Annotated in this window: 22 protein-coding genes; 10 read left to right on the forward strand and 12 right to left on the reverse strand. The window is 72.9% G+C overall.

The features are described from left to right. Positions 1 to 4: 4 nt before the first annotated feature. Complete coding sequence (gene purU / locus ABZ193_RS17615) at positions 5 to 868, reverse strand: formyltetrahydrofolate deformylase (protein WP_354710631.1); 864 nt, start codon at positions 866 to 868, stop codon at positions 5 to 7. After that, positions 865 to 1,710 carry a methylenetetrahydrofolate reductase gene (locus ABZ193_RS17620; protein ID WP_354710632.1) on the reverse strand — a complete coding sequence of 282 codons (846 nt, stop codon included), beginning with the start codon at positions 1,708 to 1,710 and terminating at the stop codon, positions 865 to 867. Before ABZ193_RS17620 ends, purU begins: the two co-directional genes overlap by 4 nt. 162 nt (positions 1,711 to 1,872) lie before the next feature. Between ABZ193_RS17620 and ABZ193_RS17625 the strand changes: the two genes are divergently transcribed. From ABZ193_RS17625 to ABZ193_RS17635, 3 genes are read left to right on the forward strand one after another with little or no spacing between them, the layout of a single operon-like run. Next, positions 1,873 to 2,592: a PIG-L deacetylase family protein gene (locus tag ABZ193_RS17625; RefSeq protein WP_027936645.1), complete on the forward strand. Its 720-nt coding sequence runs from the start codon at positions 1,873 to 1,875 to the stop codon at positions 2,590 to 2,592. Further along, on the forward strand, positions 2,589 to 3,287 hold the full coding sequence (locus tag ABZ193_RS17630; protein WP_020423191.1) for a 4-carboxy-4-hydroxy-2-oxoadipate aldolase/oxaloacetate decarboxylase: 699 nt from the start codon (positions 2,589 to 2,591) through the stop codon (positions 3,285 to 3,287). Before ABZ193_RS17625 ends, ABZ193_RS17630 begins: the two co-directional genes overlap by 4 nt. Beyond that, positions 3,284 to 4,687 carry an aminomethyl transferase family protein gene (locus ABZ193_RS17635; protein ID WP_354710633.1) on the forward strand — a complete coding sequence of 468 codons (1,404 nt, stop codon included), beginning with the start codon at positions 3,284 to 3,286 and terminating at the stop codon, positions 4,685 to 4,687. Before ABZ193_RS17630 ends, ABZ193_RS17635 begins: the two co-directional genes overlap by 4 nt. A gap of 49 nt (positions 4,688 to 4,736) precedes the next feature. Here ABZ193_RS17635 and ABZ193_RS17640 read toward each other — a convergent pair whose 3' ends face one another. Both ABZ193_RS17640 and ABZ193_RS17645 read right to left on the reverse strand, forming a co-directional pair. Then, a complete protein-coding gene (locus ABZ193_RS17640; RefSeq protein ID WP_272883146.1) occupies positions 4,737 to 6,347 on the reverse strand; it encodes a DASS family sodium-coupled anion symporter in 1,611 nt (536 codons plus the stop codon). Positions 6,348 to 6,723: 376 nt separating this feature from the next. Beyond that, a complete protein-coding gene (locus tag ABZ193_RS17645) occupies positions 6,724 to 7,317 on the reverse strand; it encodes a TetR/AcrR family transcriptional regulator (RefSeq protein WP_020423195.1) in 594 nt (197 codons plus the stop codon). 75 nt (positions 7,318 to 7,392) lie between these two features. Here ABZ193_RS17645 and ABZ193_RS17650 point away from each other — a divergent pair, with 75 nt between their 5' ends. Next, positions 7,393 to 8,715, forward strand: coding sequence for a cytochrome P450 (locus ABZ193_RS17650; RefSeq protein ID WP_354710634.1), 1,323 nt, complete (start codon positions 7,393 to 7,395; stop codon positions 8,713 to 8,715). A 36-nt stretch (positions 8,716 to 8,751) separates the two neighbouring features. Here ABZ193_RS17650 and ABZ193_RS17655 read toward each other — a convergent pair whose 3' ends face one another. Further along, positions 8,752 to 9,549, reverse strand: coding sequence for a sigma-70 family RNA polymerase sigma factor (locus ABZ193_RS17655; RefSeq protein WP_237337803.1), 798 nt, complete (start codon positions 9,547 to 9,549; stop codon positions 8,752 to 8,754). Between the two features lie 64 nt (positions 9,550 to 9,613). Here ABZ193_RS17655 and ABZ193_RS17660 point away from each other — a divergent pair, with 64 nt between their 5' ends. Beyond that, positions 9,614 to 10,264, forward strand: a complete 651-nt coding sequence (locus ABZ193_RS17660; protein ID WP_237337804.1) for a nitroreductase — start codon at positions 9,614 to 9,616, stop codon at positions 10,262 to 10,264. Positions 10,265 to 10,285: 21 nt separating this feature from the next. On the opposite strand, the gene ABZ193_RS17665 is transcribed toward ABZ193_RS17660, so the two are convergent. The 5 genes from ABZ193_RS17665 to ABZ193_RS17685 form a co-directional block, all read right to left on the reverse strand. Then, entirely contained in the window at positions 10,286 to 11,446 is a 1,161-nt protein-coding gene (locus tag ABZ193_RS17665; protein ID WP_237337805.1) for a hypothetical protein, read from the reverse strand. Continuing rightward, positions 11,443 to 12,009 (reverse strand): RNA polymerase sigma factor, encoded by a 567-nt coding sequence (locus ABZ193_RS17670; protein ID WP_020423200.1) that lies wholly within the window; start codon positions 12,007 to 12,009, stop codon positions 11,443 to 11,445. The genes ABZ193_RS17665 and ABZ193_RS17670 overlap by 4 nt, the downstream gene beginning before the upstream one ends. 57 nt (positions 12,010 to 12,066) lie before the next feature. Further along, complete coding sequence (locus tag ABZ193_RS17675) at positions 12,067 to 13,098, reverse strand: zinc-dependent alcohol dehydrogenase (protein WP_354710635.1); 1,032 nt, start codon at positions 13,096 to 13,098, stop codon at positions 12,067 to 12,069. 28 nt (positions 13,099 to 13,126) lie between these two features. Beyond that, positions 13,127 to 13,393 carry a DUF1876 domain-containing protein gene (locus tag ABZ193_RS17680; protein WP_354710636.1) on the reverse strand — a complete coding sequence of 89 codons (267 nt, stop codon included), beginning with the start codon at positions 13,391 to 13,393 and terminating at the stop codon, positions 13,127 to 13,129. 79 nt (positions 13,394 to 13,472) lie between these two features. Next, complete coding sequence (locus ABZ193_RS17685; protein WP_354710637.1) at positions 13,473 to 14,204, reverse strand: peptidase E; 732 nt, start codon at positions 14,202 to 14,204, stop codon at positions 13,473 to 13,475. A 53-nt stretch (positions 14,205 to 14,257) separates the two neighbouring features. Between ABZ193_RS17685 and ABZ193_RS17690 the strand changes: the two genes are divergently transcribed. Continuing rightward, positions 14,258 to 14,893: a GntR family transcriptional regulator gene (locus ABZ193_RS17690; protein ID WP_354710638.1), complete on the forward strand. Its 636-nt coding sequence runs from the start codon at positions 14,258 to 14,260 to the stop codon at positions 14,891 to 14,893. Continuing rightward, complete coding sequence (locus ABZ193_RS17695) at positions 14,890 to 15,351, forward strand: OsmC family protein (protein WP_020423205.1); 462 nt, start codon at positions 14,890 to 14,892, stop codon at positions 15,349 to 15,351. Before ABZ193_RS17690 ends, ABZ193_RS17695 begins: the two co-directional genes overlap by 4 nt. A 40-nt stretch (positions 15,352 to 15,391) precedes the next feature. On the opposite strand, the gene ABZ193_RS17700 is transcribed toward ABZ193_RS17695, so the two are convergent. Then, positions 15,392 to 16,084, reverse strand: a complete 693-nt coding sequence (locus tag ABZ193_RS17700) for an alpha/beta fold hydrolase (RefSeq protein WP_354710639.1) — start codon at positions 16,082 to 16,084, stop codon at positions 15,392 to 15,394. A gap of 92 nt (positions 16,085 to 16,176) precedes the next feature. Here ABZ193_RS17700 and ABZ193_RS17705 point away from each other — a divergent pair, with 92 nt between their 5' ends. Beyond that, positions 16,177 to 16,944, forward strand: a complete 768-nt coding sequence (locus ABZ193_RS17705) for an NAD(P)-dependent alcohol dehydrogenase (protein ID WP_354710640.1) — start codon at positions 16,177 to 16,179, stop codon at positions 16,942 to 16,944. Then, positions 16,935 to 17,162, forward strand: coding sequence for a zinc-binding dehydrogenase (locus tag ABZ193_RS17710; RefSeq protein WP_354710642.1), 228 nt, complete (start codon positions 16,935 to 16,937; stop codon positions 17,160 to 17,162). The genes ABZ193_RS17705 and ABZ193_RS17710 overlap by 10 nt, the downstream gene beginning before the upstream one ends. 48 nt (positions 17,163 to 17,210) lie before the next feature. Here the strand turns inward: ABZ193_RS17710 and ABZ193_RS17715 are convergent, their stop codons facing one another. Beyond that, positions 17,211 to 18,362: an ROK family transcriptional regulator gene (locus ABZ193_RS17715; protein ID WP_354710643.1), complete on the reverse strand. Its 1,152-nt coding sequence runs from the start codon at positions 18,360 to 18,362 to the stop codon at positions 17,211 to 17,213. Between the two features lie 96 nt (positions 18,363 to 18,458). Here ABZ193_RS17715 and ugpC point away from each other — a divergent pair, with 96 nt between their 5' ends. Further along, positions 18,459 to 19,565 (forward strand): sn-glycerol-3-phosphate ABC transporter ATP-binding protein UgpC, encoded by a 1,107-nt coding sequence (ugpC, locus tag ABZ193_RS17720; RefSeq protein WP_017987899.1) that lies wholly within the window; start codon positions 18,459 to 18,461, stop codon positions 19,563 to 19,565. Positions 19,566 to 19,679 lie beyond the last annotated feature (114 nt).

The following is a 19,679-nucleotide window of genomic DNA, read 5'->3' on the forward strand; positions in this document are numbered from 1 at the left end:
TCCTTCAGAAGACGACGGTGGTGTTGCCGTCGCGGATGACTCGGTCGTCGCAGTGCCAGGACACGGCGCGGGACAGCACGAGCCGTTCCACGTCGGCGCCGCGGCGCTGCAGGTCGCGGGCGGACTCGCGGTGCGACACCCGGATGACGTCCTGCTCGATGATCGGCCCCTCGTCGAGGTCCTCGGTGACGTAGTGGGCGGTCGCGCCGATCAGCTTCACGCCGCGTTCCTTCGCCCGCTGGTACGGGCCCGCGCCCATGAACGCGGGCAGGAACGAGTGGTGGATGTTGATCACCGGCACGCCCAGCTCGTCCAGGAACCCGCCGGACAGGATCTGCATGTACCGGGCCAGCACCACGAGGTCGACGTTGCCCTTGAGCAGGTTCAGCTGTTCCTTCTCCGCCTCGGCCTTGCGCTCCTTCTCCACCGGCACGTGGAAGAACGGGATGCCGAACTGCCGGACGTCGTCGCCGAGATCGGGGTGGTTGGAGATCACCATCGGCACCGTCATGCGCAGCTCGCCGCGCCGTTGCCGCCACAGCAGGTCCAGCAGGCAGTGGTCCAGTTTGGACACCAGGATCGCCACGCGCTTGTGCCGCCGCGCCTCGACCAGCCGGTAGGTCAGGCCGAGCTCGTCCACCAGCTTCGCGTCCAGCGCCTCGCCCAGCGCGGGCAGCTTCGACGGCAGGTCCGGCAGGTGGAAGACGGTGCGCTGGAAGAACCGGCCGCCCGCGGGGTCGCTGGTGGACTGGTCAAGGGCGACCACGTTGGCGCCGTGCCCGGCCAGGATCACCGACACCGCCGAGACGATGCCCGGCCGGTCGGCGCCCTGCACGATGAGCCGCCCGTAGTCCTTGGCGACGATCATGACCGGCCGTCCCGGGCGCCGAGCGCGGCCAGCAGGCCCTGCCGCCACCGTTCCGTGCCCTGGAGCTCGTTGAACGTGAAGATGTGCAGGCCGCGGATGTTCCCGGCGGGCCGGGACGCGAGCCGCCGCGCCAGCTTGCCGGGCTGGTAGGCGCCGGGCAGCAGGAACCGCCACAACAGGTTTTGCTGCTTGCGCAGGAACCGCGCGGACTGGCCGAGACCGAGGCCGGCCGAGATGCGGATCAGCTTCTGTCGGTTGATCGGGCCGGGGATGCCGACGTGCACGGGCAGGTCGATGCCGGACGCGGCGATCCGCTCCGCCCACGCGTGCGTGGTCGCGGCGGTGAAGCAGATCTGCGTGAGGATCCGCGTGGCCAGCGGCGCCTTCTGCTTCAGCGCGAGGTCGACCGCCTCCTGCGGGATCACGCCGTGCCCTTCGGGATAGCCGCCGATGCCGACCTGGCGGAAGGAGTGCCCGGCGCGCTCAAGCGCCTGCAGCAGCGAGTACGCGTCCGGGAAGCGACCGGCCGGAGCGGGTGCGTCGCCGCCGACGACGAACACCGAGTCGGCGCCGGCCTCCCGCAGACGGGACGCCACGTCCGCGACGTGCCGGTCGTCGCGGAACAGCCGCGCGGCGAGGTGCGGGGTAGCGCGGTAACCGTGGCCGAGCAGCCGTTCGGTGAGGTCGAGGGTGGTGTCGAGCCCCTTCGCCTCGGTGACCGTGACCGTCAGCGGCACGGTCACCGGCACGTGCTCGAGGACGTTCCGTTCGGTGCTCGGGAACGGCATGACCTCGTAGCTCATGGCGCGCACGAGATCCGCCAGGCGACCGGAGTGGCTCATGCAGCCCAGTAGACCCGAGCCGGCGCGGGGTTTCGCCCGGCATCGAGACAGCCCCGGGCGCGACAAATGACGCACGCCGGAGCCGTCTGGAGGACCTCACGGCGGCCCCGCGTGGCTCCTAGTGTCCATCGTGGGTGCCGACGACGACACGAGGAGAAGGCGATGACATTACTGGTGGTCAGCGCGCACGCGGGGGATTTCGTCTGGCGCGCGGCGGGTGCGATCGCCCTGGCCACCAGCCGGGGCCGGCGGGCCAAGGTGCTGTGCCTGAGCTTCGGCGAGCGCGGCGAGTCCGCGAAGGCCTGGCGCGAGGGCAAAACGCTGGACGAGATCAAGAAGATCCGCCGCGGCGAAGCCGAAAACGCCGCCGGAGTCCTGGGCGCGGAGATCGAGTTCCTCGACGCCGGCGACTACCCGCTGCAAGAGACCCCTGAGCTGGTCGACCGGATGGTGCGTGTCTACCGGGAGGTCAACCCGTCGGTGGTGCTGACGCACCCGCTGGCCGACCCCTACAACGGCGACCACCCCGCGGCCGCGCGGATGGCGTTGCAGGCGCGGGTTTTGGCGCAGGCCATCGGCTACGACGCCCCGGGCGAGCCGCTGGGCGCGCCGCCGGTGTTCTTCTTCGAGCCGCACCAGCCGGAGCAATGCGACTTCAAACCGAACGTGCTGCTGGACATCACCGAGGTGTTCGACACCAAACGCAAGGCGATGGAGTGCCTGCCCGCGCAGCAGCACATGTGGGACTACTACACCGATCTCGCCAAACGCCGTGGCGTGCAGGTCAAGCGCAACGCCGGCCCGAACTTGGGGCTGCCGCACCACACCATGGGCGAGGCCTACATGCGCCTCTACCCGCAGGTCACCGGGGAACTCGCATGAGGACGGTCGTCGTCACCGATCCTCCGCGCGCCCCCATCGAGGAAGTGGACGCGCTCGCCGAATTCGGCGTGGCGACCGTGCACGAAGCCTTGGGGCGCACCGGTTTGCTCGGCCCGGAGCTGCGCCCGATCCAGGACGGTGTCCGGGTCGGCGGCACCGCTGTCACGGTGTTGTGCTGGCCGGGCGACAATCTGATGATCCACGCGGCCGTCGAACAGTGCCGCTCCGGCGACCTCCTCGTCGTCACCACCACCTCCCCCTGCCAGGACGGGTTGTTCGGCGAACTGTTCGCCACCGCACTGCAGTACCGGGGCGTGCGCGGGCTGGTCACCACCACCGGCGTCCGCGACGTGGCCGACCTGCGTGCCATGGGCTTCCCGGTGTGGTCGGCCGCGGTGTCCGCGCAGGGCACCGTCAAGGCCACCGCGGGCGCGGTCAACGTGCCCGTCGTCGTCGGCGGGCAGCTGATCCACCCCGGCGACGTGGTCCTCGCCGACGACGACGGCGTCATGGTCGTGCCCCGCGCCGACCTCGACCTCGCCCTCGACAAGTCCCGCACCCGCGCGGAGAAGGAAGAAGCCACGCGGAAGGCCTTCCGCGAAGGCGAACTCGGCCTCGACCGCTACGGCCTGCGCAGCAAGCTCACCGACCTGGGCGTCACCTACGTCCCCTACCAGAACGGATCACCCGCATGACCGCCAAGAACCTGCAGGAAGTGCTCGACCAGGCAGGCAACCCGGTCGAGCTGCTGCGCAACTCCCAGCTGGGCGCCTACATCTACCCCGTCGTGCCGAGCGAGTTCACCAACTTCCGCCGCGAGGTCACCGCCTGGCGCGAGACCGCGGTGCTGTTCGACCAGAGCCACCACATGGTCAACCTGTTCGTCTCCGGCCCGGACGCGCTCAAGCTCATCTCCGACACCGGCATCAACAGCGTCGCCAAGTTCCCGGTCAACACCGCCAAGCAGTTCGTCCCGGTCTCCCCCGAAGGCGGCGTGATCGGCGACGGCATCCTGTTCCACCTCGCCGAGGAGGAGTTCGTCTTCGTCGGGCGCGCCCCGGTCGCCAACTGGCTCACCTACCAGGCCACCCGCGGCTACAACGTCGACCTGCGGCTGGACCAGCGCTCCCCCTCCCGCCCCTACGGCAAACCCGTCACCCGCGACCTGTGGCGCTTCCAGATCCAGGGACCGCGCGCATGGGACGTCATCGAGAAAGTCAACGGCGGCCCGGTCGAGCAGGTCAAGTTCTTCCGCATGGGCTACCTGACCATCGCCGGCGAGCGCGTCCGCACCCTGCGCCACGGCATGGCCGGCGCTCCCGGACTGGAGATCTGGGGCCCGTACGAGACCTACGACAAGATCCGCGACGCCATCCTGGAAGCCGGCCGCGAGTTCGGCCTCGAACCCTGCGGCGCCCGCGCCTACTCCTGCAACACCCTGGAATCCGGCTGGATCCCCTCGCCGCTGCCCGCCGTCTACACCGCCGAGGAACTGCGGCCGTACCGCGAGTGGCTGCCCGCCGAGAGCTACGAAGCCACCAACGCGCTCGCCGGCAGCTTCGTCTCCGACGACATCCGCGACTACTACCTCAACCCCTGGGAGCTCGGCTACGGCGGCTTCGTCAAGTTCGACCACGACTTCATCGGCCGCGACGCCCTCGCCGCCATCGACCCGGACACCCAACGCCGCAAGGTGACCCTCGCCTGGAACGCCGAGGACGTCGGCAAACTCCTGGCCAACCCGGTCGCCAAGGACGGCCCGGTCTACCAGTTCTTCGACCTGCCCAACGCCAACTACGGATCCTCCAACTTCGACTCGATCCTCGACGCGGACGGCAACGTGATCGGACTGTCCCTGTTCACCGGCTACAGCGCCAACGAACGCACCGCCCTCTCCCTCGCCACCATCAACCCCGACGTCCCCCTCGGCGCCGAGGTCACCGTCGTCTGGGGCGAACCGGACGGCGGCAGCCACAAGACCACCGTCCAGCCGCACGAACAGTTCGCCGTCCGCGCGATCGTCAGCCCCGCGCCCTACTCGGTCATGGCCCGCGAGACCTACCAGCCGGGCTGGCGCACCGCCGTGACCGTATGACCCCGGGCCGGCCGGTCGCCACCCGACGGGGGTGGCGACCGGTCATCCATCACGCGAACCCGACCGCGGCGACCATCACCGGGATCAGCAGCATGATCAGGATCGCGCCGATGACGTCGAACGCCGCGCCGGAGCGGATCATCTTGGTGATCGGCACCGCGCCGGAGCCGTAGACGATCGCGTTCTGCGGCGTGGACACCGGCAGCATGAACCCGAACGACGCGGCGAAGGTCGCGGCCAGCGCCGGGGTGAACGGGTCGACCCCGGCGGCGATCGCGATCGGGATGACGATCGGCACGACCACCGCCGCCGACGCGGTGTTGGAGGTCGTCTCGGACACCAGGATCGCCAGCAGCACCGCGAAGACCGTGAGCGCGATCCCGCTGCCGATCCCGAGCGCGCCGGCCAGCCCGTTGCCCACCCGTTCCGCGAGCCCGGTGTCGGCCAGCAGCGAGCCGAAGATGATGCCGCTGCCGAACAGCAGGATGGTGCCCCAGTCGATGCGGGCGGCCTCGGACCAGGTGAGCGTGAACCGGCGCTCCCGCCAGTTGGTCGGCAGCACGAACAGCAGCGCCGCGCCGAGGACGGCGACGATGCCCTCGTCGAGCCGGTCGCTGACCAGTTCGTAGGCGCGGGAGTCGTTGCCTGCCACCAGTGCCACGATGCCCGGCGTCACCCACAGCACGACGGTGATGCTGAAGGCGATCAGGGTGTTGCGCTCGGCGGCCGAGAACCCGCCCAGCTTCGCCCGCTCGCCGGCCACGTACTCCTCGACGCCGGTGAGCTTCTTGATCTCCGGGCGGTTGAGCAGGATCAGCAGCACGATCAGGACGACGAACATCGCCGCGCAGGCCGGCAGCGCCATCGTGGTCCACTGCAGGAACGAGATCCGCTCGCCGGTGGCCTCCTCGATCAGGCCGCGCCCGATCAGGTTGGGCGGCGAGCCGATCGGCGTGAGCAGCCCGCCGACGCTGGCGCCGTAGGCGAGGACGAGCATCAGCGCGATGCCCACCCGCAGCCGCAGCGGGTCGAACCGCTCCCCCTCCGGCGTCCGGGTGCGGATCAGCTCGGCGATGACGGTCAGCAGGCCGACCGCGGTCGGCAGCAGCATCGCGACGGTCGCGGTGTTGGAGATGAACGCCGACAGCACGCACGTGACGAACCCGAGCGCGGCGATGACGCGCCAGGTGCTGCGGCCGACGCCGGGGACGGAGAGGATGAAGAAGGCGAACCGGCGGGCCAGCCCGTGCCGGAGCATCGCCTGGGCCAGGATGAACGCCCCGATGAAGACGAACACCGTCGACGAGCCGAACGGCTCCAGCACGTCGTCGGCGGGCAGCACGCCGAGGACCACGATGGCGGCGACCCCGATCAGGCCGCCGATCGGGATCGGCACCGGTTCGCACACCCACAGCACCACCACGCCGAGCAGCACCGCCGCCAGGGTCTGCTGGCTGGAGTCCAGCGCGGTGGGCACGAACAGGAAGACGATGGTCACGAGCGGGGCGAGCACGAAGCCGACGGTCCGCCGGGCCCGCTCGAACCGCTCCTCCGCCGGGGACAGCTTCTGCTCCGCGAGGCCCCGGTAGGTGCCGCCGGTCAGCAGGGCCGAGGTCACGCTCTCCGTGCGCTCTCTGGTGCGTTCCTCACTTGTGGACATAAAGGGACGATAGCGACGAACGTGACCCACGTCACTCTTTCGTGTCCGGTCTCGGTCGGCTGTTCACGAACCGTGCACCGATTCTGAGGGAGATGCCCCGGGGGGCAACAGGCTGCCGCGGGAGGTGGACCTCGGCCGGGCGCCGATCGCGACTGCCCTCGAACGTCGAGCACCCGGTCGCGGCGGACCCGGTGCTCGCGGAGCCGTCCGTGGCGCGCGGCCGTGGAGGAGTTGTCGCGTTCTCACCGAGATGGTGCGCCACCTCGGCGAGGGCCGTGAGTTTGCGGTCATGGGCAACGCCTGATGCTCGCACCGGTGAACGGGATCGTCGTCCCGCGGGACCCCCGCCCGGCGAGCGCGACGGCCGTCGAGCAGGTCAGCGTGCCCGGGGTCCCATGATCAGCATGACGACCTCGGTCGCCACGTCCACCGTGCCCGCCAGGTTCCCGCCCTCCTCCAGGGTGATCGCGATCAGCTCGCGCAACCCGCCGAACAGGGTGATCGCCAGCTCCCGCGACGGCGGCACCACGCCGGCCGCCCGCAGTTCGGGCGTGTCCGCCAGCGTGCGCATCAACGCCACGAACGAGTCCATCGTCTCGCGGGACAGCGCGCGGCCCGCTTCGCCCAGCGACGGCGCCGCCCGCATCCAGCTCAGGCACAGCGCGGGATCGCTCTCCATCGACGCGATCAGCGCCTCCACCGCCTGGCGCGCCTGCGCCTGCCAGGGCGCGTCCCGCTCGACCGCGGCCGCGATGTCCCGGATCATCCGCGCGTTGGTCTGCCGCAGCAGCTCGACGAAGCACTCCTGCTTGCTCGCGAACTGCTCGTAGAAGGTGCGCTTCGACGTGCGCGCGTGGTTCACGACGTCGGCGATCGTGACGTCGTGGTAGTCCCGTTCGCGCAGGGCGGCGGCCATGCCCTGCAGCAGCCGGTCGCGGAACCCGGTGCCCGCCACGTCGACGTCCGTCACGCGGTCAACCTAACCCAGCCGCTTGACCGGGCGGCACGTCCGGCTCTACCGTGCCTGGTACTCGGCGGTACCACGGTGGAGGTGGATGTCGTGACGACCCGGCTGCAGGACGGCCTGAAACCGGTGGTGCGCTGGGGCATCGGCCACGCGCTGCCCCGCACGGTCCTGCGCGCCGCGGCCCGGCGCGGCGACCTGCAGGCGCGGCTCGTCGCCGAAGCCGCGGTCTCCCCCACCGCCGCGTTGTCCGGCCTGTTCGACGAGATCCGCGGCCACGGCCCGCTCTACAAGGGCTCCTTCGCCTACGTCACGACCAGCCACGCGGCGGTGCGGGAAGTGCTGACCAGCAACGACTTCCGCGCCGGCGTGGGCGCCGGGTCCGACGGGGTGCTGGCGCGGCTGAGCGAGTGGTCGGCGTCGGACACGCTGCACCCGATCGCGCCGCCGTCGCTGCTGGCCACCGAGCCGCCGGACCACACCCGCTACCGCAAGCTCGTGACCCGCGTGTTCACCGTCCGCGCGGTGGAGAAGCTGCGGGCCCGCACCGAGGAGATCGCCCGCGAGCTGCTGGACGCGCTGGACCCGGACCGCCCGGTGGACCTCGTCGAGGCCTACTGCGCGCTGCTGCCGGTGACCGTGATCGCCGAGATCCTCGGGGTGCCGCCGGAGCAGCGGCAGCGGGTGCTGGAGCTGGGCACCGCCGCCGCGCCGAGCCTGGACCTCGGGCTGCCGTGGCGGGAGTTCCGCGCGGTCGAGTCGGCGCTGGCCGACTTCGACGCCTGGCTCGGCGACCACCTGGACCGCCTGCGCGCCCACCCCGGCGACGACCTGCTCAGCCAGCTGGTCGCGGCACGCGAGGACGGGGTCGGGCTGACCGATCTGGAGCTGCGGGCGACCGCCGGGCTGGTGCTCGCCGCGGGCTTCGAGACGACGGTGAACCTGCTCGGCAACGGCATCACCCTGCTGCACGACCACCCCGAGCAGCTCGCCGCGCTGCGTGCGGAGCCGTCGCTGTGGCCGAACGCGGTCGACGAGATCCTGCGCGTCGACCCGCCGGTGCTGCTCACCGGGCGCACCTGCCTGCGCGACACCGAGGTCGGCGGCGTGCGGGTCCGCGGGGGCTCGGTGGTGACGACGATCCTGGCCGGCGCCAACCGCGACCCGGAGGTCTTCAAGGACCCCGCGAGGTTCGACGTCCGCCGCGAGAACGCCCGCGAGCACATCTCGTTCTCGGCGGGCAGGCACTACTGCCTGGGCGCCGCGCTGGCCCGCATGGAGGGCGAGGTCGGTCTGCGGACGCTGTTCGACCGCTTCCCGGACCTCCGCCTCACCCCCGGCGCGACCCGCCGCGGCACCCGCATCCTGCGGGGCTTCGAACACCTGCCGGCGCGGCTGCGCTGACCCCGGTCAGAGCACGTTGACCGTCCGAATCGGACCTCACGCCAGAGCCAGTGCGGTCCGCGCCAGGCGGGCGGGGCTGCTGATCAGCTCGTAGCCGGCGACCAGTCCGCGGCTGATCGTGAACCGGATCGCCAGCCGGAGGCGGCCGTCCGGCGCGATCACCAGACCCGGTTCGCCGTCGACGAGGGCGAAGTCGGCGAACCGCGCGTTCCGGCCGAACACGACGATCTCCTCCGCCACGCGGCGGGCGCCGCGCACGTCGGGGCGGCCGTCGGCGCGGCGCACCACGTCCGGGCTCAGCACCGCGACGATCGCGTCGAGGTCGCCGGTCCGGGACGCCGCCAGGAACGGCTCGATCACCCGCCGCTGACCGGCCGCGTCCGGGCTCGGGGAGGTGCCGCGGACCTTCGCGCGTGCCCGGCTGGCGAGCTTCTTCGCCGTCGCCGTGGTGCGGCCGACGATCGGGGCGATCTCGTCGAACGGCACGGCGAACACGTCGTGCAGCACGAACGCGACCCGCTCGTCGGGGCCCAGCCGGTCCAGCACCACCAGCAGCGCGCGGCCCACCTCCTCGGCGAACAGCACTTCCCGGTCCGCGCCCGGCGCGGGATCGGGTTCCTCCACGGGCTCCTGGCGGGCGCGCTGCCGGAGCATGTCCAGGCACACCCGCGACAGCACCGTCCGCAGCCAGCCGGCCGGGTTGCGCACCTCGCTGGTGTCCGCGCGCGCCATCCGCAGCCACGTCTCCTGGACGGCGTCCTCGGCGTCGGCGAGCGAGCCGAGCATGCGGTAGGCCACGCCGGTCAGCTGCTCGCGATGCGCTTCGAAGTCCACCGGTCACCTTTCGCCGCCGTCGGTCGTCACCACTTTAGGACCACTCACGGGCGGAAAGGACACTGTGGACGTTTACGAAGCGGTCGCGACGCGCCGGGCGGTGCGCTCCTTCCGGGACACGCCCGTCCCACACGAGGTGCTCTCCCGGGTGTTGCGGGCGGCGGCGCGGGCGCCGTCCGGGGGAAACCTGCAGCCGTGGCACGTGTTCGTGGTGACCGGCGAGCCGCTGGCGGATCTGAAGAAGCGGACGCTCGAACGCGTCGCGGCAGGCGACCCCGGCGACCCACGCGAGTACCCGATGTACCCGCCCGATCTGCCGTCCCCGTACCGGGAACGCCGGTCCGCGGCGGCGGCCCGGCGCTACCGGAACATCCCCCGGGACGACGCCACCGCCCGGCAGGCCACGGTCGCGCGCAACTGGGACTGCTTCGGCGCCCCGGCCGCGTTGTTCTGCTACCTCGACCGGATCATGGGCGCCGCCCAGTGGGCGGACGCCGGCATGTACCTGCAGACGGTGATGCTGCTGCTCCGCACGGAGGGGCTGGACAGCTGCCCGCAGATGGCGTGGTCGGTCTACCGCACGACGGTGGCCGAGGTGGTGTCACCGCCGGAACGGCTGGTGCTCTTCTGCGGCCTGTCCATCGGCTACGCCGCCGTGACCCCGGAGCGCACCGAACGCGCCCCGCTCACCGAGACCGTGACCTTCCTCGGCTGAGTCACCGTCCACTGTGGCCGGTCATCGCAGCACGACCGGGCCGTTGTAGAGGGCGGCGCCCCGCGCGTCCAGCACCCGCACCCAGGCCTCGCCCGTGTCGGGGTACACCGGCTTCGCGCCGTCGGGCAGCCAGGCCGCGAACGTCCCGTTCACGACGGGCACGGTGACCGGCTCCCCGGTGCCGAAGTCTGCGACCACGCTCGTGGCCGACCGGGGCACGAGGCCCACGAAGGGCACCTTCCCGGCCTGCGCGGGCACCGACAGCCGACGGACCGGGATCGACCTGCCGAGGAACGTGTCGAGGTGCAGTGACGATCCGGTGGGCGCGGTGACGCACGCGATCATGTGCTCGGCGCTGCGCCCCAGCACCACGCGGTACGGCCCGTGCTCCAGCAGGCCGCCGGGCTGGTAGGCATCGGCGTCGGCGGGCGGTGCGGGCAGCGCGGCCAGGCATTCGCCGAGCGCGCGCCCGGCGGGCGAGGTCCGGTCACCCTGCTGGTCGACGATGCTGACCAGCGGCGCCGGGGCCGGCGGCAGTTCGACCCGCGGACCGGGGCGGGTCCGCTGGCCCTCGACCGACTTCCCGGCCCACAGGGTGGTGGTCGCCGGGTCGGTCGCGGTGAACGCGGTGAACACACCGGTCCCCGGCGTGACCGGCTCGACGGTGATGCCGAGGCCATCGGGCAGGGACAGCTCGATGCTCGGCCACGACGGATCGGCGACCCCAGCGGCCAATCCGGTCCCGGTGTAGAGCAGCAGCCCGGTGCGGCTGCCCGCGGCGTAGGCCGGCTCGGCGGACGGATCGGACACGGTGACCGTGGTCGCCGTGGTCTCGCAGAAGACCGGCCTGCCGCCGGCCAGGTAGGAGGTGACGACGTCGTCGCCGAGCACGCGGCTGCCGGTGGCGCGCCACTCCTCCCGCGGCGGGACCTGCCCGGTCTTGCCCGCGGACTCGATCGCGCCCCAGCACCGGTCGTCGACACCACCGGAGCCGACGGGAACCGGCGCGGACGAGCGGAAGAACTGGGCGCCGACCAGCACGCCGGCGACGAGCACGACCACGGCGGCGCCGGCCACGAGGGCGCGGCCGCGGCGGGGGGCCATCCCGGCTCGCACGGTGGCGCGCATCCGTTCGCGCACCTCGGGCGGCAGCTCGCGGCGCGGCGGCAGGGTGTGGCTCATTTCTCCTCCAGCAGGGCACGGAGCCGGGCGCGGGCGCGCGACAGGTGCGCGCGCACGGTCACCTCGGCGACCTCGAGCAGGGCGGCGGCGTCGGCGACCGGCAGCTCGCCGAGCAGGCACAGCTCGACGACCTGCCGTTGCGCCGCGGGCAGGGCGCGGACGGCGTCGATGATCAGCCGCAGGCGCGCTTCGCCGTCGAGGCGGTCGGCGACGCCGTCGGCGTGGTCGGACACCGGGGCGGGATCGGGCATCCGGCGCAGCAGCCGCAGCCGCCGCGTGCGGCCGCGGTGCTCGTCGCGCGCGAGGTTGCCCGCGACGGTGAACAGCCAGGGCAGCGCGCTGTCGCGCACCAGGGTGAGGTCGGCGCGCTTGCGCCAGGCGGTCAGGAAGGTCGCGGAGGTGAGGTCCTCGGCGCTGGCCCAGGAGCCGGTCAGCCGGTAGGCGTGGTTCCACACCGCCTGCGCGTGGCGTTCGAAGAGCGCCGCGAAGGCTTCGCGATCACCCCGCGCCCACAGATCGGCGTCGCCCGGCTCCACCGGTACCCCCAGCCCGGTCAGTTGCATGGTCACACCGGACAGTGGCCGGCACGGCGCTCGATGTTGTCACCGCGCCCGATGTTGTCACAGGGACCAGAGCGACGCGCCGAGGTCGAGCACGACCCTGGCCGGGATCTCGCCGGCCCGCAGCTCGGCGAGGCAGGTGTTGACGTCCTCCAGCGCGCGGGTCTCGGCCACCACGCAGGTCCGCCCGGCGGCGTGCAGCGCGAACACGTCGGCCGTGTCGCGGCGGGTCCCGCCGATCGAGCCGGTCACCGTCTTCCCGCCGGTCACCGCGTCGAACAGCGGCACCGTCAGTGCGCCGCGGGCGGGCAGCGCGACGCACACCAGCCGCCCGCCGCGCCGCAGCGACCGGTAGGCCTGGGCCACGGACTCCGCGGACGGGGCCAGCGCGAGCGCGACGCCGGCGCCGCCGAGGAGGCCGATCTCGACGGACGGGTCGGCGAAGCGGGCGTCGACGAGGTGGTCGGCGCCCACCCGGCGGGCCAGGTCCAGCTTCTCGTCGTCGACGTCGACCGCCACCACGCGGCCGCCGGCCATGCGGGCGTACTGGATCGCGAGGTGCCCGAGCCCGCCGACGCCGAACACCGCGACCAGCTCACCCGCGGCAAGCCGGGACACCTTGACCGCCCGGAACGCGGCCGTCCCCGCGCACGTCAGCGCGGCGGCGTCCACAGCGGACAGTTCCTCCGGGACCGCCACGGCGTACCGGTCATCGGCGAGCGCGTACTCGGCGAAGGTGCCGTCCGCGGAGCACCCGGTGTCGCACTGGTCCTCGCACAGGTTCTCCCAGCCGGACACGCAGTGCTCGCAGTGCCCGCACGCGGAGCCGAGCCAGCTGATCGCGACGCGCTCCCCCGGCCGGTGCAGCGAGGCGCCGGGCCCCAGCTCCTCCACCACGCCGACGCCCTCGTGCCCCGGCACGGTCGACGGGCGCGGCCGCAGCGGCCAGTCGCCCCGCAGGAGGTGGACGTCGGTGTGGCACAGGCCGCTGGCGAGCATCCGGACCAGCACCTTGCCCGGTCCCGGATCCGGCACCGGGCGGTCCCGGATCTCCAGCTTCGCGCCGGTCTCGGGCACGACGGCCGCTTTCACCACGGTCCTCCCCTGGCCGGCCGCGCTGTCAGTACCGCAGGTGCGCGGGCTGGTGCGTCACTTCCTCGATGTCGCCCGCGGCCGCGTCCAGCAGCCGGTGCGCCAGGTCGCTGAGTGCCCGCGCGGTGGCCAGCTCGTCCCCGATCTCGGGCACGTTGGTGTCGGCCGGGTTGAGACGGGCGGTCCCGATCCCGACCAGGCCGGTCCGCTCGCCGGTGTGCAGCCGCGCCGTGGCGCGGGTCCGCGTCTCGTGCTCGTCGATCACGATGTCGACACGCCAGTTCTTGTCCCGCATCGCAGCCTCCCGGTGGTCTCCGGCTTCCACGCTGCTCCGCCCGGCGGGGCGCAGGAAGGGCCGGAAGTCACCGCGTGCGTCAGCGGATCCGGCGCACGTCCAGGGGTGTCTCGACCGCGCCGCCGTCCGGGCCGCGCTCCACCCGGTACGCCCCGGCGCGGTCCCGCTCGGCGAGCGCCTCGGCGAGTTCGCCGCCGCGGTAGAGCAGTCCGGCTCCGTCGTCGGTCGCGTAGCCGGGTGGCAGGGTGCCGTCCGCGACCAGCGACTGGAACAGCGGCCGCCGGGCGGGTTCGCTGTCGTGGTGGACGCCGTTGGACCACGGGAGCAGGCCGAGCCCGTTGGTCACCGGCCGCAGCTCGGGGCCGAACGAATCGGTTGTGCCCCCGGTGTGCCAGCAGATCGAGCCCGCCGACACGCCGGTGAGAACCACCCCGGCCTGCCATGCGTCGCGCATCACCACGTCCAGGCCGTGCAGCCGCCACAGCGCCAGCAGCGCGGCGACGCTGCCGCCCCACACCCAGATCACGTCCTGGGACAGCAGGTGCCCGGCGAGGTCGGCGATGTTCGGCATCGGCAGCAGCGCCACGTGGCTGCCCGCCCACCCCTCGCGCCACGCGTTCTCGTAGAAGGTGGCGGTCAGGCGGCGGTCGTCGCCGCAGGCGGTGCCCAGGAAGCACACCCGCGGCGCGCGGCCGGTGACGCCGGCGAGCTCGACCGCGTACCGCGTCAGGGGGCCGGCCTCCCAGTCCAGTCGCGCCGAGGCCCGGATGCCGCCGGAAGTGGCCAGGATCGTCGGTTCGTCGGCTGCCATGCCGTGATCCTACGGACTGGCGTTGCTTGCATGCATTGTATACAGTGCATGCCGTGGAGACGACGTACGACCGCGTGCGGGAGCTGATCGTCGGCGGAGCCTTCCCGCCCGGGCAGCGCCTCACCGAACTGGACCTGTCGCAGCGGCTCGACGTGAGCCGCACGCCGGTGCGGGAGGCGTTGCGGCGCCTGGAAAGCGACGGCCTGGTCGAGAGCGGGCAGCGGGGCGTCACCGTGATCCGGCTGAGCGATGCGGAACTGCGCGAGGCCTACCTCGTCCGAGCCTCGCTGGAAGCGCTTACCGCCGAGCTGGCCGCCCAGCGCCAGCAGGCCGGCGAGATCGCGCCCGCCGCGCTGGCCCGGCTGACCGGCTTCGCCGACGACGCCGACCGCGCCACCCGGGCCGGCGACCTGATCACCGGCGTGCGGCACAACCGCGAATTCCACCGGCACGTCGCGGTCCTGGCCGGGAACTCCCTCGCGCTCGGCTTCCTCGACCGCGTGTGGGACCGGATCCTCGTGTCCACACAGGATTCCCTGACCGCCCCCAGCCGCACCGGCCAGGTCGACGACGAGCACCGCCGCCTCGTCGAAGCCATCACCAGCGGGGACGGGCCGTCGGCCGCGGTCCTGGCCCGCGACCACGTCCTGAGCACCCTGTCCGCACTACCCGGAGGAGCACCCCGATGAGCAAGGAACACGGCTACGAGGTCACGGTCACCTGGAACGGCTCCACCGCCGGGGGTTACCGCGCCTACGACCGCGGCCACGACGTCACCGCCGAGGGCAAGCCGCCCATCGCGGCGACCGCGGACCCGGCCTTCCTCGGCGACCCGGCCCGCTGGAACCCCGAGGAGCTGCTGGTGGCGTCGTTGTCGCAGTGCCACCTGCTGACCTACCTGGCGTTGTGCGCCCGGCACGGCATCACCGTCACCGGCTACCGGGACGCCGCGACCGGCCGCATGGCCGAAACCCCCGGTGGCGGCGGGCACTTCACCGAGGTGACCCTGCACCCCGAAGTCACGATCACCGACGCGAGCGCGGCGGACAAGGCCGCCGAACTGCACCACCGGGCGCACGAGCTGTGCTTCATCGCGAACTCGGTGAACTTCCCGGTCCACCACGCACCGGTGATCCACGTCGCCTGACGGGAGTGGCCTGGCCGGCCGCGGAGACGTCCGGAGTGGACTAACCGAGCGCGGCCACGATCGCCGCGCCGAGGTCGGCCGGCCTGCTGAACTGGGGCCAGTGCCCGGTCGGCAGGTCGACCAGCTCCACGTCGCTCATCGCCGCGAGCTCGGCCACGTACGGGTGCTGCGCGGCGATCAGTTCACGCACCTGGGCGGACGGCATCGACGTGCAGATCACCGTCGCCGGGATCGCGCGGCGGCGCTCGTCGGACAGGTCGACCGGCTCGCGGGTCACCGCGGCGGGCTCCGGGACCGCCTCGGCGCGCATCCGCTCGCGCAGCTCGCCGGTGAGCCCGGCCAGCTCGGCTTCCTCGAATGCCGCCCAGTCCGGCAGCGGCACGTCGGCGCCCTCGGCGGGCAGGGCTTCGTTGATCGAGGCGCCGCTGGACAGCGGCCCGGCGTCGACGAAGACGATCCGCGCCACGCGGTCCGGGCGGGCGTCGGCGGCGGCGTAGGCGAGGGGCCCGCCGCCGGAGTGACCGACCAGGACCACCGGCTCGTCCTCCGCGTCGATCGCGGCCACGATGGCGGCGACGTGGTCGCGCACGCCGATCCCGTTGCGGTCGGCGGCCGCTTCGAGGCCGGGCAGGGTCAGCGCGCGCACGGTGTGGCCGGCGGCGGTCAGCGCGGGTTCGACGTCGCGCCACGAGGACGCGCCGAGCCAGAAGCCGGGGACGAGGATGACGATCATCGGCAGAGCCTAGAACGTCAGGGGTGTCCCCGATACCGGATTTACCGGGATCGCCTTACCGTCGCCGTACCGCCACGACACGGAGGCTTCCGATGAAGGCGATCGTCCAGGACCGGTACGGCTCACCCGACGTGCTCTCCCTGCAGGAGACCGACCAGCCGAGGCCGTCGGCAGGCGAGGTCCTCGTCCGCGTGCGCGCGGCCGCGGTCAACGCCTACGACTGGCACATCATGCGCGGCGACCCCTACGTCCTCCGCCTCGCCGCGCGATCCCTGCGCGGCCCGCGGTTCCGCATCCGGGGCTGGGACGTGGCCGGCGTCGTCGACGCGGTGGGGGACGGCGTCACCGGCCTGTCCCCCGGCGACGAGGTGTACGGCGACACCGGCGAATCCGACGGCGCCTTCGCCGAGTACGTGTGCGTGCCCGCGGAACGGCTGGCGCCCAAGCCGGCGAAGCTGACCTTCGAGCGGGCCGCCGCGGTGCCGCTCGCCGGCAGCACCGCGCTCGTCGGGCTGCGGGACGCCGGGCGGTTGCGGGCGGGACAGCACGTCCTGATCAACGGCGCGTCCGGCGGGGTGGGCACGTTCGCGGTGCAGATCGCGAAGGCGCTGGGCGCGACGGTGACCGCGGTGTGCAGCACGCGCAACGTCGAACTGGTGACCTCGCTTGGCGCGGACCACGTCGTCGACTACACGCGCGAGGACTTCACCCGGGGCGCGAGCCGCTACGAACTGGTGCTGGACCTGGTCGGGAACCGCTCGCTCGCGGATCTGCGCCGGGTCTTGACGCCGGAGGGCACGCTTCTGCTCTCCGGCGGAGGCGTGTCGCGCGGCGGCAGGTGTTCGGCCCGATGGGGTTGATCATCCGCGGGCGGCTGGCGTCGCGGTTCACCCGGCAGCGGATCGCGGACTTCTCCGGCTCGTCGAGCCGGGAGCTGCTCACGGCGCTGACGGAGCTGATCGAGGCGGGCCGCGTGGAGCCGGAGATCGACCGGGACTTCCCGCTGGAGAAGACGGCGGAGGCGATCCGCTACCTGGAGACCGAACACGCGCGGGCGAAGGTGGTGATCACGCTCTAGTACCACTCTCGGCACCGAGTTCGCGGCGTCGAACAGCGACCGGGGCGGTCAGCCCTCGATCCAGCTCAGCGGGTCCGCCACCACCCGGGCGATCACGCTCCCCGCCGCGCCGCGCAGTGCCGCGTCCGCGCCCAGCTTCGCTGGACGCAGGGTCAGTCCCGGCGCCTGCCGCTCCACCACGCGCTGCCGGAAGGGCTCCCCGAAGGCCGCGAGGCGGCCGCCCAGCACGATCGTCTCCGGGGCGAGCAGCGCGCGCACCCCGACGAGCGCGTCGGCCATCGCCTCGGCTGCCCGGTCCACCGCGCGCAACGCCGCGGGGTCTCCCGAGCGGACCCGCGAAACCAGCGGCTCCTCGACCCCCAGCAGCCGGGCCAGCCCCGCGTCCGCGACGCCCGCCGACGCCGCCATCCCGGCGCGGCCCGCGTACAGCTCCAGGCACCCCCGCCCGCCGCAGGCGCACACCTCACCGCGGCGCCGCACCGGGACGTGCCCCAGGTCGCCGGCCAGTTCGGCCGCCGGGTTCAGCGGCGCCAGCCCGATCACCTCCTCGCCGCCGAGGTACCACCAGTCCCGCGCCGCGCCGGCCTGGTACTCCGCCAGCGCCGCGCACGCCACCTCGCCGGCCACCAGCACGTCCAGCCCGTGCAGGTCCAGCGCCCGCAACTCCCCCGCCACCAGCGCCCGCACGTCGACCCCGCGCCAGCCCAGCGGCAACGCCGTCACCAGCCCGCGCGACACCAGCCCGCCGACCGCGACCCCGACCCCGGCCACCAGCCGCCCGGCCGTGGTCGCCTCGTCGAACAGCCGCCGCAGCACCGGCCGCGCCGCGCGCGCACCCTCCGCGGCACCGGCCCCGGCCACGTCGAACCGCCGCAGCTCCCGCGCGAGCGGCCGCCCAGACAGGTCCAGGATCACCCCGGCGATGTGCCCGGCCCCGAACTGCAGCCCCAGCGCCACCGGCCCGTACGGGTCGAGCACCAGCCGCCCCGCCGGACGCCCCGGCGCGCGGCCCGGCTCCGGCCCCAGGTCCCGCACCAGCTCGGCCCCGGTCAGCTCCGCCACCAGGCTGGACACCGTGGCCTTCGTCAACCCCGTCCGCTGCGCCAGCTCGACCCGCGACACCGGCGCGTCCCGCGCGATCAGCTCCATGACCAGCGCGACGTTGTGCCGCCGCATCGCCTGCGCGCCCATCGCCTCCATATTCGTCAGTTTAGTGAATTGACGAACTCTGGCCAGCACCGCGACCGTCCGGATAGACAGTCCGGGTACGACGACGTGACGCGAAGGGCGGTCCCCATGGCTGAGGTCAGCTACCGGCAGGCGTCGCGGCTCTACCCCGGCAACCCGCCGGTCCGGGCCGTGGACAGCCTCGATCTCGACATCGCCGACGGCGAGTTCCTGGTTCTGGTCGGCCCGTCGGGCTCGGGCAAGTCGACGGCCCTGCGGATGCTCGCCGGCCTGGAGGACGTCGACGAGGGCGCCATCCACATCGACGGCAAGGACGTCACCGCCGTCCCGCCGAAGGACCGCGACATCGCGATGGTGTTCCAGTCCTACGCCCTCTACCCGCACATGACGGTCGCCGAGAACATGGGCTTCGCGCTCAAGCTCAAGCGGGTCTCCAAGGCCAAGATCGCCGAGCGGGTGCGCGAGGCCGCCGCCCTGCTCGACCTGACCCCGTACCTGGACCGGAAGCCGAAAGCGCTTTCCGGTGGTCAGCGCCAGCGGGTCGCCATGGGCCGCGCGATCGTCCGCGAGCCCGCCGTGTTCCTGATGGACGAGCCGCTGTCCAACCTGGACGCGAAACTGCGCGTGGAGACCCGCGCGAACATCGCCGCGCTGCAGAAGCGCCTGGGCACCACCACCATCTACGTCACGCACGACCAGGTCGAGGCCATGACGATGGGCCACCGGGTCGCGGTGCTCAAGGACGGCAAGCTCCAGCAGTGCGACACCCCGCGCAACCTGTACGAGCGCCCGCGCAACGCCTTCGTGGCCGGCTTCATCGGCTCGCCCGCGATGAACCTCAAGACGGTCGCCCTGACCCCGGACGGCGCGCAGCTGGACGGGCTGACCGTGCCGCTCCCCCGCGCGACCCTCGCCGCGGCGCGCTCGGCCGGCGTGGAGTCGGTGACGCTGGGCCTGCGGCCGGAGTCGCTGCGCCTGGCCGGCGCCGGTGAGCAGGCGGCCAAGCTGACCGTCGAACTGGTCGAGGAGCTGGGCGCGGACGCCTACATCCACGGCGGCGTGAAGATCGGCGACCGCGTGGAGCGGTTCGTGGTCCGCGCTGACGGCCGCCGCCCGCCGCAGCTGGGCGAGACCGTCCAGATCGCGGTCGGCGACGCCGAGGAGGTGCACGCCTTCCACCCGGAGACGGGCGAGCGGCTGCCCTCCGCCGACTGAGGCGACGACATCACGTGGGGCCGGTGGCGGATCCGCCACCGGCCCCTTGACTGTCCGCACCTCTCGCGAATAAGTTACTCCGGAAAAAAAAAACAGGGGGAGCGGCGGTGGTGC

The organism is Amycolatopsis sp. NPDC006125 (assembly GCF_040614195.1).
Lineage (GTDB): Bacteria > Actinomycetota > Actinomycetes > Mycobacteriales > Pseudonocardiaceae > Amycolatopsis_E > Amycolatopsis_E tucumanensis.

What these genes read in the sequence shown, in the direction of transcription:
- purU (WP_354710631.1), bottom strand. Translation starts at nt 868, where the DNA reads ATGATCGTCGCCAAGGACTACGGGCGGCTCATCGTGCAGGGCGCCGAC.
- ABZ193_RS17620 (WP_354710632.1), bottom strand. Translation starts at nt 1,710, where the DNA reads ATGAGCCACTCCGGTCGCCTGGCGGATCTCGTGCGCGCCATGAGCTAC.
- ABZ193_RS17625 (WP_027936645.1), top strand. Translation starts at nt 1,873, where the DNA reads ATGACATTACTGGTGGTCAGCGCGCACGCGGGGGATTTCGTCTGGCGC.
- ABZ193_RS17630 (WP_020423191.1), top strand. Translation starts at nt 2,589, where the DNA reads ATGAGGACGGTCGTCGTCACCGATCCTCCGCGCGCCCCCATCGAGGAA.
- ABZ193_RS17635 (WP_354710633.1), top strand. Translation starts at nt 3,284, where the DNA reads ATGACCGCCAAGAACCTGCAGGAAGTGCTCGACCAGGCAGGCAACCCG.
- ABZ193_RS17640 (WP_272883146.1), bottom strand. Translation starts at nt 6,347, where the DNA reads ATGTCCACAAGTGAGGAACGCACCAGAGAGCGCACGGAGAGCGTGACC.
- ABZ193_RS17665 (WP_237337805.1), bottom strand. Translation starts at nt 11,446, where the DNA reads ATGAGCCACACCCTGCCGCCGCGCCGCGAGCTGCCGCCCGAGGTGCGC.
- ABZ193_RS17670 (WP_020423200.1), bottom strand. Translation starts at nt 12,009, where the DNA reads ATGCAACTGACCGGGCTGGGGGTACCGGTGGAGCCGGGCGACGCCGAT.
- ABZ193_RS17680 (WP_354710636.1), bottom strand. Translation starts at nt 13,393, where the DNA reads ATGCGGGACAAGAACTGGCGTGTCGACATCGTGATCGACGAGCACGAG.
- ABZ193_RS17685 (WP_354710637.1), bottom strand. Translation starts at nt 14,204, where the DNA reads ATGGCAGCCGACGAACCGACGATCCTGGCCACTTCCGGCGGCATCCGG.
- ABZ193_RS17695 (WP_020423205.1), top strand. Translation starts at nt 14,890, where the DNA reads ATGAGCAAGGAACACGGCTACGAGGTCACGGTCACCTGGAACGGCTCC.
- ABZ193_RS17700 (WP_354710639.1), bottom strand. Translation starts at nt 16,084, where the DNA reads ATGATCGTCATCCTCGTCCCCGGCTTCTGGCTCGGCGCGTCCTCGTGG.
- ABZ193_RS17705 (WP_354710640.1), top strand. Translation starts at nt 16,177, where the DNA reads ATGAAGGCGATCGTCCAGGACCGGTACGGCTCACCCGACGTGCTCTCC.
- ABZ193_RS17710 (WP_354710642.1), top strand. Translation starts at nt 16,935, where the DNA reads ATGGGGTTGATCATCCGCGGGCGGCTGGCGTCGCGGTTCACCCGGCAG.
- ABZ193_RS17715 (WP_354710643.1), bottom strand. Translation starts at nt 18,362, where the DNA reads ATGGAGGCGATGGGCGCGCAGGCGATGCGGCGGCACAACGTCGCGCTG.
- ugpC (WP_017987899.1), top strand. Translation starts at nt 18,459, where the DNA reads ATGGCTGAGGTCAGCTACCGGCAGGCGTCGCGGCTCTACCCCGGCAAC.